The sequence below is a fragment of the Lysinibacillus sp. FSL M8-0355 genome (genome assembly GCF_038008985.1).
Classification (GTDB): domain Bacteria; phylum Bacillota; class Bacilli; order Bacillales_A; family Planococcaceae; genus Lysinibacillus; species Lysinibacillus fusiformis_D.
In genome coordinates, this window is record NZ_JBBPAI010000001.1 from 3,644,038 (window position 1) to 3,656,841 (window position 12,804).

11 protein-coding genes are annotated in these 12,804 nt (G+C 36.1%); 7 read left to right on the forward strand and 4 right to left on the reverse strand.

The features are described 5' to 3' along the window. Positions 1 to 651 precede the first annotated feature (651 nt). The 4 genes from MKY46_RS17685 to MKY46_RS17700 form a co-directional block, all read right to left on the reverse strand. Complete coding sequence (locus MKY46_RS17685) at positions 652 to 1,557, reverse strand: DMT family transporter (RefSeq protein WP_036118776.1); 906 nt, start codon at positions 1,555 to 1,557, stop codon at positions 652 to 654. Positions 1,558 to 1,724: 167 nt separating this feature from the next. After that, the gene (locus MKY46_RS17690; RefSeq protein ID WP_036118775.1) at positions 1,725 to 2,936 is read right to left on the reverse strand and encodes an amidohydrolase; all 1,212 of its coding nucleotides are present in this window, start codon (positions 2,934 to 2,936) and stop codon (positions 1,725 to 1,727) included. Continuing rightward, the gene (locus tag MKY46_RS17695) at positions 2,933 to 4,183 is read right to left on the reverse strand and encodes an amidohydrolase family protein (RefSeq protein WP_036118774.1); all 1,251 of its coding nucleotides are present in this window, start codon (positions 4,181 to 4,183) and stop codon (positions 2,933 to 2,935) included. Before MKY46_RS17695 ends, MKY46_RS17690 begins: the two co-directional genes overlap by 4 nt. Before the next feature lie 43 nt (positions 4,184 to 4,226). Then, positions 4,227 to 5,786, reverse strand: coding sequence for a glutathione ABC transporter substrate-binding protein (locus MKY46_RS17700; protein ID WP_036118773.1), 1,560 nt, complete (start codon positions 5,784 to 5,786; stop codon positions 4,227 to 4,229). Positions 5,787 to 5,967: 181 nt separating this feature from the next. Here MKY46_RS17700 and MKY46_RS17705 point away from each other — a divergent pair, with 181 nt between their 5' ends. The 7 genes from MKY46_RS17705 to MKY46_RS17735 are packed head-to-tail and all read left to right on the forward strand — an operon-like array spanning position 5,968 to position 12,616. Next, entirely contained in the window at positions 5,968 to 6,870 is a 903-nt protein-coding gene (locus MKY46_RS17705) for an ABC transporter permease (protein WP_036118772.1), read from the forward strand. Positions 6,871 to 6,884: 14 nt separating this feature from the next. Then, positions 6,885 to 7,805 carry a nickel ABC transporter permease gene (nikB, locus tag MKY46_RS17710; RefSeq protein ID WP_036118771.1) on the forward strand — a complete coding sequence of 307 codons (921 nt, stop codon included), beginning with the start codon at positions 6,885 to 6,887 and terminating at the stop codon, positions 7,803 to 7,805. Between the two features lie 14 nt (positions 7,806 to 7,819). Further along, entirely contained in the window at positions 7,820 to 8,833 is a 1,014-nt protein-coding gene (locus MKY46_RS17715; RefSeq protein ID WP_036118770.1) for an ABC transporter ATP-binding protein, read from the forward strand. Then, positions 8,830 to 9,822: an ABC transporter ATP-binding protein gene (locus MKY46_RS17720; protein WP_036118769.1), complete on the forward strand. Its 993-nt coding sequence runs from the start codon at positions 8,830 to 8,832 to the stop codon at positions 9,820 to 9,822. The genes MKY46_RS17715 and MKY46_RS17720 overlap by 4 nt, the downstream gene beginning before the upstream one ends. Positions 9,823 to 9,859: 37 nt before the next feature. Next, positions 9,860 to 10,612, forward strand: coding sequence for a sensor histidine kinase (locus tag MKY46_RS17725; protein WP_036118768.1), 753 nt, complete (start codon positions 9,860 to 9,862; stop codon positions 10,610 to 10,612). Between the two features lie 38 nt (positions 10,613 to 10,650). Beyond that, positions 10,651 to 11,349 carry a response regulator transcription factor gene (locus MKY46_RS17730; RefSeq protein WP_036118767.1) on the forward strand — a complete coding sequence of 233 codons (699 nt, stop codon included), beginning with the start codon at positions 10,651 to 10,653 and terminating at the stop codon, positions 11,347 to 11,349. A 4-nt stretch (positions 11,350 to 11,353) separates the two neighbouring features. Beyond that, positions 11,354 to 12,616 carry a hypothetical protein gene (locus tag MKY46_RS17735; protein WP_036118766.1) on the forward strand — a complete coding sequence of 421 codons (1,263 nt, stop codon included), beginning with the start codon at positions 11,354 to 11,356 and terminating at the stop codon, positions 12,614 to 12,616. Positions 12,617 to 12,804 lie beyond the last annotated feature (188 nt).

Sequence of the window (12,804 nt, forward strand, 5' to 3'; positions counted from 1 at the left end):
TCTCCAAAAAGTATTTTGTTTTTTTATTAATGATTTTTATCACATAATCCTTACAGTCTCTAAGTATAAATTCGTTTTTCCTACAAAAAACATGACAGCTTTTAGCTAATATTACTTTTCTACTCTATTATCCTAGGTATCATTAATTATGTTAATATAATTATTTTTGTGCATAACTTCACATTCTGATGTTGTATACGTCTTATTTTACCAACAATATTTTTATGCTCATTTCTCTAAAAAGGAAGCAGATCAAATTAATGAATAATAGAAATTTTTAGAACAAAAGAGAATTTCACCATATAAATGTACGAAATTTTAATTTTTAGAAGTAGCAATAAAAATTAAAAATCAATTCTGTTTTTACTTAAACTTTCAAAAAAATAATTTATTGACAATACAGAGTATGCATATTTTATAAATAGCTTTCAATCGCTCCCTATTTTTATTATTCAAATATACATTTTTATTTCAGGAAATTGAATATTAATGGCAACTAAACAAAATCAATTGCTTCTTATAGAATACAAATAATCTGGAACAAGACGATTTTCGAAGTCATATTGTTTTTGTAAAAAAATAAAACAAGCGCTACAAAAAAACAGCATGTTAGAAGCTACCTCTAACATACTGTACAGAAAAATACATTTTTTAATTTGTTTTTCCTTTCATAAAAAGCATAACTTTTATTTCTTTATAATAAATACATAGCAAAATCCCTAGTAAAATCAGTAAGGAGCCATAAATTTGGACACTAGTAGGAAATTGCTTTAAAAAAATCGCACTCAACAGCATGGCAATAGCTGGCTCAAAATTCAATAACAGCGAAGCATTCGTCGAGCCTATTTCCTTCATTTTTTGATTCCACATTAAATTACTAACCCCATGAATAACGATTGCTGATAAAACTAGTAAAATCCAATAGGGGTATGTTACTTGCCAATTTGTTTGCGGCAATATAGTAAAAGAAAATGGTATAAGCATCAGTAAGCCAATTAGATTTGTATAAAAGGTGATGGACTGAGCTGACATTTTTAGACTAAGATGATTCACAATAATAAGGAATAAGGAAAAGCTTAGCATTGTAATTAAACTTAGCACCTCTCCCTTACCAATAGAAATGGTGATGAGAGCTCCTTTTGTAATGATAAGACCCACTCCTACAAATGAAATGATCGCACCTAGCCAAAATATGCCGTTCCGTGATTCATGATAAATCAATTTATTCAATAATGATGTGACAATCGGTGCACAGGCTAATATTAAAGCCGCAGTGATAGGAGAAGTATGCTGAAGGCTGGCATAAAAACTATAGTGATTAATGGAAACGCCCAGTATTCCTGCAATGACCAACAATAGTAAATTCTTGCGCGTAAATATTGTTCGGGTAATAGCTTTCCAACTAATACATCCCAAAAATAAAACAATGATAATTAGCCTAAAAATGGCGACTGTTATAGGAGCCCAGTGTTCAATTAAAATCGAGCCAATAATGAAGTTACTGGCCCAAAAAAATACACAGCTAAATAAAATCATATAGATAGTTAATTGCTTCATATTAATCGTACCTGCATGTAAAGAGACTTCTACATAAGTTCTGGGTCAACTATTAAAAATCTACTTCCCTTTCCTTTATTCATCTTTTCTATTAAAACATAAGTATAGCAAACTAGAAGATTTCTAGTTTGCTATCATATCTAAATAAGGGGGATTTAGATTTATACTTAGTTGATAAACTTACCATTTGACATAACCACTCGGTTAGATGGTTTACGTGCAATGACCTCAGCACTTGATACTGCGTCAAAGAATACAAAGCTTGCTTCGTCTTTCACATTCGGCCAAACCTTCTGACCATTTGCATCTAATGGTGTTACACCATTTGTAATATATTTTAATGTTTGTCGAATAGAGCGTTCATCTAGCTTACGAGAAATATCAGCAAAAGTAGTCGCTTTTTCTAAAATATCTCCAGAGCCATTAGGACTCCAAGAATCATAAAAGCCATCGCACCCAAAGTGGACATCTACTCCGTGCTCTGTTAGTAAATCAATTGGTGGAATTAAACGTCTTAAATCGAATGGCACAGTAGACATAATTTTCACTTGCTGTTGTGCGAGACGATCAGCGATTTTATGCTGTTCCATAACGGATACATCCCCAAGTGAAAATGCATGACTAATCGCCGTTCTACCTTGATATTGTGCATCCTCAACGATATCTATCCATTTATCGATTGTATAATACCCAACATGACCACCATCATGGAGGTGAATATCAACATCTACATTAAACTCCTGTGCAATATCCATCACTTCATAAAGAGAAGGCTCAATTGAATTATCAATCCCTGCTGGATCTAAGCCGCCAATCATCGTTGCCCCATTGCGTAAGGCTTCACGCAATAATTTAGGGACATCATCTCTTAGTAAGCCATGCTGTGGGAAGGCAATGACTTCTGACGTCACGACATCTTTATATTCATCCAGTGCCGCTAGTACACCTTCTAAATTTTTCAAGCCAATGTAAGGATCAATATTAACATGGGTACGAATATGGTTGGCGCCATTCTTAACGATTTTCTCAATCATTGCAGCTGCACGTTGTTTACCTGTTGTAGCAAGAACGGATAACTCTTGTGCTTCACGATCAAGTCGTTCCTTTAAATTTTTTACGGGTACACAAGCCTTCCATGGTAAAGTTAAGTATGTTTTATCTAAATGATTATGCATTTCCTTAAAGGCAGGTAATAGCAGCTTCCCGTTCATATTTGTTACTTCATTTGGAGAATCGATTACCTGCGTTGCTGGTACAATTTGAGAAATATAGCCATCTGTAATTTCAAGGTTAAAAAGCTCCACTTTCGTACCAACTGTATCATTTTCTTTTACATATTCTCCTGTTTCAAGTAGAACATTTGTAAGCCAGTGCTTCATCTGAATTCTCCTTTCAACTCTCCTACTTCCTGTTGGTGAATAATTTTGCCCTGTGAAATAACAGTAGAAATTGGGCATCTTCTTGCTATAACATGAGCAGTGCTAACGCCATCTACTAACAGCATATTGGCTTTATCACCAGCTTGTGGCCAAACACGTTCTCCCACGTCGTTCAAAGGTGTGATACCACCAGAAGCGTATTTCCAAGCACGACTTAATGAATATTCGTCGATAAAACGGAATCTCTGTGCCATCACATTTAATTTCATAATCGTATTGCCCGTACCGTATGGTGACCAATGGTCTGTTAAACTATCATGTCCTACAGAAACCTTTACACCATTGTTATAAAGATAAGGCATTGGTATTGTTGAACGATTCAGGTCTGTTGGTACAGTTGTTGTGACATCCATTTGTACAGCAGCCATCGCCTGTACTAAATCTTCTAATCGTGACTGTTCTAAATCGGCAAGTGCCATCGCATGGCTAATTGTCACTTGTCCTTCTTTTTTCGCCTGTTTCGTTAACTCGATTAGCTTATAAAATTCAAATTCACCAAGTGTGTTAGCTGTATGAATATGAATATCTATTCCTGCATTATAGTCTTGGGCAATATCCATCGTTGTGTGCAGTGATTTCTCAATATTGCGATCTACAATGGATGGGTCAACGCCCCCAACGAGCGTTGCACCCATTGCCATTGCTTCACGGATCAATTCTTCCACATTGGAGCGTAATAAGCCATGTTGTGGAAAAGCCACAATCTCATAGGTGATTTGATCTTGATATTTTTCTAATACTTGCTTTGTTATGTCAATGTGTTTTGTCCCAATTTGTGGGTCCACATTACAATGTGAACGAATATGTGTATGTCCTTGGGAAATAAGCCACTTCACCATTTCCTCTGCTCGATAAGCAGCCGTTGGTAATTGCTTTGGTAATAGCGTTCTTTCTTCTTCAATACGCGTTAATATCCCTTTAGTAATGGGTCTTGGTGCTTGCCATTCCCCACCAAAATACGTTTTATCGATATGGATATGCATTTCTCGGAAAGAAGGAACTAATAGTTGCTTTTGAGCATCCACTACTTCTACGTCTCCATCGGCCACTATATTGTTATCCACTTGTTGAACATGCCCATCTACGATTAGGACATCATAAATACCTGTACGAGTTGCAACAATATGTTCATTTTCGTGCTCATATGCTTCTTCTAATCTTACATTTTTCAGCAATAGTTTACTCATAGTTTCCTCCCAATTGGTATTTTTTATCTTTCACCAAATTCGATTATTCTACAATTTCAACGCCACCGATTATTGTGTAGTTAGATGCGTCTAACCAGAAACCTTTTACAGCATTGCTGTAGACTGCTAAATGCTCATAGTTACGAACTGGAATGTATACAGCTTCATCTAACTCTATTTGCATTGCCTTTTTGTAGATTTCATTACGTGCTTCTTGATTTGACTCAGAACGCCCTTGCTCAATTAGCTTGTCTACCTCTGGATTTGAATAGTAGAAATGGTTGCCTGGAGGTCCCATAGAAGCCGTGTGGAATAGATTAAATTGATTATAATCAGCATCCCCAGTAGCATTACCCCAACCACTAATAAATATTTGGTGCTGTTCTTTCGTGATTTCAGAAATAAATGCACCATACTCCATTACTTGAATTTCAACATCTAATCCAATACCTTTTAATTGAGATTGAATAACCTCAGCCATATTGATACGCTCTTTACGGTCACTTGTCAGTAATTTAACTTTTGTTCCTTCTTTAACGCCAGCTTCTTTTAGTAACTCTTTTGCCTTTACTACATCATAGTCATATGGTTTTGTTTCACTAGAATAACCAATAATTTTAGGACTCATTGCCGAATTTGCAAGTGTACCTACATTATCATAAATACCACTAATAATTGCTTCGCGGTCAACTGCATAACTAATTGCCTGACGTACTTTTACATCTAATAATAGTGCATCTTTCACATTGAAACCGATAAATTCTACTGCAAGTCCTTCGGCACGGAATAAATTCATCGTTGAAGAATTTTCTATGCGGTCAATCTCTGTTACGGGTACTTGTTCAGCGATATGTGCTTCTCCACTTTCAATCATTGCTAAACGAGTAGAGTCCTCTGGTACGACTTTAAATGTTACTTTATCTACTTTCGGTACAGTGCCCCAGTAATCTTTGTTTGTATTTAATGTAATTTCTTGACCTGATTTCCAATCCTCGAATACAAAAGGACCTGTCCCTACTGGATGTGTTGCTAATTCATCAGCCGCTTCCGCAATAGCTTTCGGGCTGATCATACTACCTTCTTGACTTGCTAAAATAGATAAAAGCGGTGCATATGGTTCTTTTAACTTCAACGTGACAACATACGTATCATCTACCACTGCTTCATTAATCATTGATAATTTATCACGTTGTGGTGAACCAGTTGCAGGATCTAAAATACGATCAAATGTAGCTTTAACAGCCTCTGCATTAAAATCTGCTCCATCATGGAATTTAATGCCCTCATTTAATGTAAATGTCCAAGTGACATCATCTTTTTGCTCCCACTCTTTTGCAAGTAATGGAACAATTTTGCGATCTCTATCAAAAGCAACAAGTGTTTCATATATTTTGCCATGGATAATATTCGCTGACGGAATATCTGTAATAAAATGAGGATCAAGGCTTGTCGCATCCGATGCTCTTAAAACAACTAATTCTCCTCCTACACTTTTTGATCCCTCCTTAGAACCTTCTGAACTTTGATTGCTTGCAGTTGAACATGCCTGTAAAACAAGTACGGTAATGAGTGTCATAAATAAAATCAACTTCATTTTCTTCATAAACATTTCCTCCTTATGTGATTTGATCCTTACATTTCGAATTATAAAGAAATAAAATTCACTTGTTTTTTAAAATCTTTACATGTTTTTTAAATTTTCTGACTAATACTCCATTAATCATTTACATTCTTTACGCTTTTCACTAAATTGAAAACAAATCAAATAGAAAAGGAGATTCGATATGGATAAAGTAACTACTACTATCGATCATTCTGTTTTAGTGAATGCACGCAAGGCCTCTAGAAAAAAGAATCTTGTCTCTTTCCTAAACAAAATAAAAAAAAATAAAGCGGCGGTCGCTGGGGGCATCATCATTCTTCTATATATATTGATGTTTCTTATCGGACCTATTCTAGCACCTTATGATCCTTACGACGTACAGTTAGATCAAAAATTACAAGGGCCAAGTTTAGATCATCTAATGGGCACCGATGACAAAGGACGAGATATTTTAAGTCGAATTTTATATGGTTCACGCTTATCCATTGGAGTTGGTATTTCAGCTGTGTTATTTGGTGGATCGATTGGCACATTCCTAGGACTTATCGCTGGTTATTATGGTAAATGGGTTGATTCTATTATTAGTCGAATTTTAGATATCATGCTTGCCTTTCCAGGTATTTTATTAGCTCTAGCTATTGTCAGTGCATTAGGGCCAAGTCTAATTAACGTCACAATTGCAGTAGGTTTTTTCTCTATCCCCATGTTTGCTCGTATCGTACGTGGCTCGACAATGGAAGTTAAAAAACTAGAATATATCGATGCTGTCAAAACACTCGGAGCAAATGATATGACGATTTTAATTAAACATATTTTCCCGAACATTTTATCACCGATTATTGTACAAGCATCTATGCGTTTAGCAACGGCTATTCTATCTGCGGCAGGTCTATCCTTTTTAGGATTAGGGGCACAGCCACCATCTCCTGAATGGGGTGCCATGCTATCAAACGGAAGAGATTTCTTATTTACTGCTCCTTATATGGCGCTATTCCCTGGTATTATGATTTCCATCCTTGTTTTAGGATTTAACTTATTTGGCGATGGTTTACGCGATGCGCTAGACCCAAGAATGAAAAATTAAAGGAGAGAAGACACATGACATTATTTATCATAAAACGGCTCGCTCAAATTATTCCTGTGACCCTTGGTGTAACGCTTGTTGTTTTTTTAATTATGCAAATGATCCCCGGTGATCCCGCCATTATTTTAGCAGGAGAAGGAGCTTCTCAAGAAACGGTTGAAGAATTACGTGAAAATTTAGGGCTTAATAAACCATTAGCTATCCAATATACAGATTATATTAAAAATCTTGTACAGGGAGATATGGGGCATTCGTTAAAAAATAAACAACCTGTATTTGAGGAAATTACTGCACGTTTACCAATTACAATTGAGCTAGCCTTTTATAGTATTTTAATCACTATTATTTTGGGGTTGATTGCCGGCATCATCTCAGCAATCCGTCCATATTCGTTTATGGATGTTGGACTAATGATTGTCGCCTTATTAGGGATTTCCCTACCAAGTTTTTGGTTAGGTATTTTATTGATGTATGTTTTCTCTGTACAGCTACACTGGCTTCCTGTAGCAGGTTGGGATAGTGCCAAACATATTATTCTACCAGCGGTCACACTAGGTGCTGGTGGCGCTGCAATCGTTGCGCGTATGACTCGCTCTAGTATGCTAGAGGTTGTGAACCAAGACTATATTCGAACAGCGAAGGCGAAAGGTTTAAAAGGCTATATTATCATTTTAAAACACGCACTACGCAATGCCTTAATTCCAGTTATTACAGTTGTAGGCTTACAGTTTGGTAGTTTACTTGGGGGAACAGTATTAGTAGAATCTGTGTTCGCTGTCAACGGCTTAGGACGAATGATTGTAGATGCTATTCGTACACGAGATATACCTGTTGTTCAAGGCGGCGTTCTCGTAGCCTCATTAATATTTGTTTTCATTAATCTTTTCGTAGACATATTATATCGAATTTTTAATAAACGAATGGATTTAAACTAGGGAGGGAAAAAGCGATGAAACAAAATACCGTGTTAGAAGTAAAAAATTTACAAACTTATTTTTATTCGAGTGAAGGCGTTGCCAAAGCTGTGGATGGTGTTTCCTTTATACTTCAAAAGGGAGAAACGCTAGGCATTGTTGGTGAATCTGGTTGTGGGAAATCAATGACCTCCCTATCGTTACTTCGTTTAGTACCATCACCTCCTGGTAAAATCATCAACGGTGAGATTTTCTTAAATAATACAGATATCTTAAAATTATCAGATGAGGAATTACGCAAAATTCGAGGCAATAAAATATCAATGATTTTCCAAGAGCCTATGACAAGTCTAAATCCTGTGTTATCCGTTGGGGAGCAAATTGCTGAATCTATTCGCTTACACCAAGGTTTATCACGTAAAGAGGCATGGCAAAAGGCCGTCGATATGATCCGTCTAGTGGGAATTCCTGCACCAGAAAAAAGAGCGAAGCAGGAGCCGTACCAGTTAAGCGGTGGGATGCGTCAGCGCATTATGATCGCAATGGCATTAGCGTGTACACCAGATGTTTTAATTGCAGACGAACCTACAACGGCACTTGATGTAACCATTCAGGCTCAAATTATTGAAATTATACAAAATCTGCAAAAGCAATTAGGCATGAGCATTATTTTCATTACTCACGACCTAGGTGTTGTAGCAGAAATTTGCGATAAAATTGCTGTGATGTATGCGGGGCAGATTGTAGAAGAAGGCACAACAGAAAGTCTTTTTGAAAAACCGTTACACCCCTATACAAATGGATTAATACAATCATTACCAAAGCTCTATGAAGAGCAAGAAGAATTATCTACTATTCACGGAACTGTTCCAAGTCCATACAATTATCCGGTTGGCTGTCGTTATGCAGAACGTTGCCCATTTGCTACAGATTTATGTCATGAACAACAACCTGAGCTTATGACTGTGGAGCTAGAGAAAAAAGTAAGATGTTGGATGTACAGCAATGAATGGCAAGGGCAAACAATGATGAAGGAGATGACAGTATGACAACAGCGCAACAAACACAACCACTCTTACAAGTAAATGATTTAAAACAGCATTTTTTCTTAAAAAAAGAAAAGCTCTTCGGTCCTCAGCAAATTGTAAAAGCTGTGGATGGTGTTTCCTTTGACATTATGCCTGGTGAAACACTTAGCATTGTTGGAGAATCTGGCTGCGGAAAATCAACGACGGGGCGTTCTATTTTAAGATTAGATGAACCTACTTCTGGAGAAGTAATGTTATTTGGTAAAAACTTAGTGAATATGAACAAAAAAGAGCTACGTGCTGCACGCAAGGACATCCAAATTATTTTCCAAGATCCGTATGCATCCCTTAACCCACGAAGAACCATTCGTAAAATGTTAACAGAAGCCATGTCTATTCAAAAAATAGTACCACCTGAACAACAAGAGGCACGCATGATTGAATTAATGTCGCTTGTTGGATTACGTCCTGAATACTTAGAGCGCTATCCACATGAATTTTCTGGTGGTCAGCGTCAACGTATCGGAATTGCAAGAGCTCTTGCAGTCAATCCTAAAATTATTATTTGTGATGAATCGGTTTCTGCGCTAGACGTTTCTATTCAAGCACAAATTTTAAATTTATTAAAGCAGCTACAACAAGATTTAGATTTAACATTTTTATTTATCTCGCACGATTTAAGTGTTGTTCGACATATTTCAGATCGTATCATGGTCATGTATCTTGGAAAGGTGGTCGAAATTGCTGATAAGCATTCCCTTTTCACACAGCCATATCATCCTTATACAAAAGCATTATTTTCTTCTATTCCAGTAATCGACAAACAACATCGCAAGGAGCGCATTATTTTAAAAGGAGACCTACCGTCACCTCTTAACCCTCCTACTGGCTGTAGCTTTCACACACGTTGTCCATTCGCCACAGAGAAATGTAAAGCAGAAGTTCCAGCATTACGAGAAATCACCGCAACACATAAGGTAGCTTGCCATTTTGCAGAAAATTTAGTTTAATGTATCTTACACTTATAAAATAAATGGAGAGATCATTATGTTACAACTAGAAACCTTCAACATATATATTCTCCTATGTGTAATTGCTCCAATTATTGGAGCTTTTCTGCTTACTTTTATATTTATTTTCGAAAAACAAATCGATAGCCTTGAGGAAGAAAAGAGAAGTTTAGAGCTCAAGCAGGATTTACAACGAGCGAATATTCTTCAGTTAAATCAGCAAATACAACCACATTTCTTTTTTAACGCATTAAATTCATTGCTAAGCCTAGCCCGCATCAATCGTAAGGAAGATTTGGTTGCGGGTATTGAGGCCTTAGCAACGTTTTTTAAATTTAAATACAATAATCATGAGGTTTTAATCGCGTTAAAGAACGAGATACAATTTATGGATAGCTATTTAAATATTCAACAGTTACGCTTTGGACATCGTTTGACGATTCATAAGGATATGGATGATGAAGCTCTATCTGTACAAATACCTCCATTTATTTTGCAGACCATTATTGAAAATGCATATAAACATAGCTTTGAAAAGCATATAGGACCTGCTGAGTTATCCATTACGATTAAAAAAATGGACAAGATCTTATTAATAGAAATAAAAAATACACAGCCTTTAGAAAAGATAGAAACTGCTATTGAACAGCTAGAAGATGAATTACAGCAAGGTTATGGTCTTGAAAATATTAGACAACGGCTTGAGCTTATTTATGGTCTCGAAAATGTTTTATTTTCGATTCAAAATAATGAACAGTTTTACACAGTTACAATTCACGTTCCCGCTTAGCCCTTCTATCAATTTGAATGTGAAAGGAGAATCTCACCATGCATATTTTAATCGCAGATGATGAGCCGTTAGAGCTAGAGCAAATGATTTATTTATTAAAACCGCATTTCCCTAATTGGACATTCCATACTGCTCAGGATGCCTCACAAGCTCTGCAATTAGCTAAAAAACACCGTATGACTATCGCCTTTTTGGATATCCAAATGCCTGGGAAAGATGGTATCACTTTAAGCAAGGAATTAAAAGAAATGTATGAAATAGACATCATTATGGTAACTGCTTATCAGACCTTCGAATATGCCCAGCAAGCATTGCGTATCGGGGTAAAAGATTATCTTACAAAACCTGTTATTGCTAGTGAATTAGATGCGATTGTGGAGAAATATAAAGTATGGAGCTCCAACCATGATGCGATTCAAAGTGCGCTTTCCTATATCCATGAAAACTATTATGAAAAGCTCGGTTTAAATATTATTGCAGAAAAGATCCATTTGAATCCAAGCTACTTAAGTCGTAAATTTTTGGAGGAGCAGTCTATTGGCATTAATGAGTATATAAATAATTACCGCCTCGAAATGGCCGTGAAGAAAATAAATGAAAACCTGGACGCAAGCATGTCTGCAATCGCGGAGAGCTGTGGATTTAATAGCCAACACTATTTTAGTGTGGCCTTTAAGAAAAAGTATAATCAATCGCCACGTCAATATAAATCCGCTAAAATGAGTAAAGGTATTTGATGTTATGTTAAAAAATTATTCATTGCTCGTACCATTTGCAAGTTTAAGCACAGCAGCAGGCGTCATCATTCTTTTAGCAAGATGGATTAACGGTAATTTATTATTGTCCTCTCCCTCAGCCCTTATTTCTTTTGGCTTTATGGCAGGCATTTGTTATACATTAGCAACAGCTATTTCGTTTATTGTATTGAGCTCCTTGTTAAATAAAAGGAATTACAAGCAAAACCAGCATACACAAAGCTTTTTACTCTTTACCATACAACAAAAATTGAGTGGTATGAATTTAAAAATGATACGACTGTTTTACCTTTTGACAAGCATTGAACTTTGGTTAATTCAATTAATTAGCATTAGTGTCTTGTCTGAAATCATGTTAAATATCCCGATACCCATTACGCTTTTTTTATTTCTAACCGGTATGTTACTGCTTGATCGCATCATGTCTGTGAAAAGTATACTGTGGCTAGAAATTTTATTTATCATCGCCCTGTTTTCATTACTTATTTTTATCCCTATTTACTACTTTGTACAAAATGGAGCAAGCACCGTTTATGAAGGCATTCGCTTATACCACCCTTATTTATTTTATTTTAAAAATAGCGAAATCCTCCTGTTCTATGTCATTATTCAATTAGCCGTTTTAGGACAAGTACTTTTCGATAAATCAACATGGTATTTAATTGCATTTATCAAGCCCAAAAAAATACGTCGAAGCCTATTTTCATCAGGCGTGATTTTAGCATTATTAACATTATCCTTTACAGCTATTTTAATGATTGCTTTATACAGTGGCTCCTTTGGTCAGTTTCAAGTGCTAATTTTTACGTTTTTATATGAAGTACAGCCTGGGTTTCTGACATTCGCTTTCCTTGTCATTGTCCTGTTGGCCGTTGTGACGTCCTTACTTGTAGATATGCGTGCAACAAAACGTTTTTTTATGAAGAAAAGACCCTATTATTTTTACTTAACTGGACTTACGGTCATTTTACTTACCTTTTTCTTATCTATCGATTTAACGATTTTAGGGGTTATTTATTCTTTCGCGTTCCTGCACATTACCATACTGCCGTTTATGTTAATTCTTTTATTTACGAATCGCCGTATTCATAAACATAGTTGGTTTGTCATACTGCTATCTATCCTCATAGGAATTGGCGTTGCCCTAAGCTTCAATGCACTTTACGGATTAGCAACTAGCTTTATGATCTCTAGCATTTATCAATTAATGCTTCAGACCGATACTATAGAAAAAATGCCTGAACCCTAAAATATATGGAGGTCAGGCATTAGTCTGTAGTTAACTAAATATATGTCTTTTATGTTTTCGTCAATAATGATTAGGCAAAAAAATACATCCTGAATACCCTCTTCTGCATCTTTAAATAACACCACTCGTACGTTTGCCACAATGGTCAGAACTTCCCAAACACGCCTATACACTTTCACTTCCTTAGT

Bases quoted from the DNA above. Each gene is read 5' to 3' on its own strand.
- nikB (WP_036118771.1), top strand. From the start codon at position 6,885: ATGACATTATTTATCATAAAACGGCTCGCTCAAATTATTCCTGTGACC.
- MKY46_RS17715 (WP_036118770.1), top strand. From the start codon at position 7,820: ATGAAACAAAATACCGTGTTAGAAGTAAAAAATTTACAAACTTATTTT.
- MKY46_RS17705 (WP_036118772.1), top strand. From the start codon at position 5,968: ATGGATAAAGTAACTACTACTATCGATCATTCTGTTTTAGTGAATGCA.
- MKY46_RS17690 (WP_036118775.1), bottom strand. From the start codon at position 2,936: ATGAAGCACTGGCTTACAAATGTTCTACTTGAAACAGGAGAATATGTA.
- MKY46_RS17735 (WP_036118766.1), top strand. From the start codon at position 11,354: ATGTTAAAAAATTATTCATTGCTCGTACCATTTGCAAGTTTAAGCACA.
- MKY46_RS17700 (WP_036118773.1), bottom strand. From the start codon at position 5,786: ATGAAGAAAATGAAGTTGATTTTATTTATGACACTCATTACCGTACTT.
- MKY46_RS17720 (WP_036118769.1), top strand. From the start codon at position 8,830: ATGACAACAGCGCAACAAACACAACCACTCTTACAAGTAAATGATTTA.
- MKY46_RS17685 (WP_036118776.1), bottom strand. From the start codon at position 1,557: ATGAAGCAATTAACTATCTATATGATTTTATTTAGCTGTGTATTTTTT.
- MKY46_RS17730 (WP_036118767.1), top strand. From the start codon at position 10,651: ATGCATATTTTAATCGCAGATGATGAGCCGTTAGAGCTAGAGCAAATG.
- MKY46_RS17725 (WP_036118768.1), top strand. From the start codon at position 9,860: ATGTTACAACTAGAAACCTTCAACATATATATTCTCCTATGTGTAATT.
- MKY46_RS17695 (WP_036118774.1), bottom strand. From the start codon at position 4,183: ATGAGTAAACTATTGCTGAAAAATGTAAGATTAGAAGAAGCATATGAG.